The organism is Acinetobacter sp. WCHA29, from assembly GCF_002165335.1.
Classification (GTDB): Bacteria; Pseudomonadota; Gammaproteobacteria; order Pseudomonadales; family Moraxellaceae; genus Acinetobacter.
The window spans coordinates 1-1,335 of sequence record NZ_NHRQ01000047.1; the positions used below are offsets into that span (position 1 = coordinate 1).

Consider the following 1,335-nt stretch of genomic DNA (forward strand, 5'->3'; position numbering starts at 1 on the left):
GCGTCATCTCATTGAAAACTATTTCTGTAAGTTAAAAGAATTTAAACGTATAGCGATGCGTAGTTGTAAAACAGATAGGAGTTTTGAAGCCATGATTCAATTGTGCGCGAGTTTAATTAACTCTCGGTAATTCTCAACAAACCCTAGTGATCTTAAATCATTTACCGATGTTGCTGTATCTTCCAAAATATCATGCAGAACAGCGACAATTTTGGCATCAGGATGTTGTGCATTTTGCATGACACGCAAGGGGTGATGGATGTAGGGTTGCCCTGCTTTATCTATTTGCCCCAAATGCCGTTCAGTTGCGAAGGAAATTGCTTTTTCTAAAGTAGCGATATGATATTCCCTTTATATTTAATCAAATTTTATTCAATTATATTAATCAATTACAGCAAATAAATAAAGTTCAATCATAGCTATTACGTCAATTTATGTCGTCTCATTAGGCAAATTTATCTGGGTTAAATCTAATTCTTTTACAAGCTGATCAGCTTTCAACTTCCTTGCCATTCTGCCCATATTGGTTTGTGGTTCAGCTACGGCTACATATTCATTTGCCGGAGTGATAACAAATGTTTCTAGAGATTCATTTTGGAATTTATCCAAGAATAAAGTCATTAACCATTCTGCAGCCTCTTTCAATTTAACGGTTGTTTGTGAAGGTTCTTTGTTGATGTAAAGTCTAATATTGGCGCCCTCATCTTGAATGCTGAGTAGACATTTCGATGTGATTTGAAAGTAGTGACAAATTTTTAGAATATTTTGATTAAAGACTGAATCTTCACAATCCTTGGGTTGTTTCACCCAAAAAAACAATTGTCCATTTTCTTTTTCATTAGCATTTGAATAATGCAGACTCAGCTGTTCAAACGTATATTTTAAGCCAAATAAAGCAGCTGCGATTTCGACTTTACGGGTGAAGACTGGAAGGATATAGATTCCTGATTTTTCATTAGAAGTATCGCCCAATATTAGTTGATTGATAATATCTAAATCCTGAACTGTTTTTTTTAGTTTGATGTACACCCATATTTTTTTCCTCACGATAAGCGAATTATAGTTGTTTGGTTTATAAGGATTAATTTCATAACTTACTCTACGATTTAAATATTGAATTAGCAAACCTATCGAGCATCTTTGCGACATTATTTGTCGCCCAACTATTGTTTATTGAACCTACTGCACTTCAGTTGAAGTTATTCTGTGTTAACATTTAATGGAAAATTAAACAAATCTTTTAAATACTTTACTTCATTAGGACTTACGCATTGACAGATTCAAAAAAGTATTAAAATGCTTTATAAAGTATCTGTGATTAGACGAATTAAACAT

Annotated in this window: 1 protein-coding gene and 1 pseudogene; both read right to left on the reverse strand. The window is 33.0% G+C overall.

From position 1 onward, the window contains the following. Positions 1-129 precede the first annotated feature (129 nt). Positions 130-339: pseudogene (locus CDG59_RS15610) on the reverse strand (guanosine-3',5'-bis(diphosphate) 3'-pyrophosphohydrolase); the annotation flags it as partial. Positions 340-432: 93 nt separating this feature from the next. Next, positions 433-1,149, reverse strand: coding sequence for a hypothetical protein (locus tag CDG59_RS15615; protein ID WP_227519142.1), 717 nt, complete (start codon positions 1,147-1,149; stop codon positions 433-435). Positions 1,150-1,335 lie beyond the last annotated feature (186 nt).

Coding starts and splice junctions, on each gene's coding strand:
- CDG59_RS15615 (WP_227519142.1), bottom strand. CDS start 1,149: ATGTCGCAAAGATGCTCGATAGGTTTGCTAATTCAATATTTAAATCGT.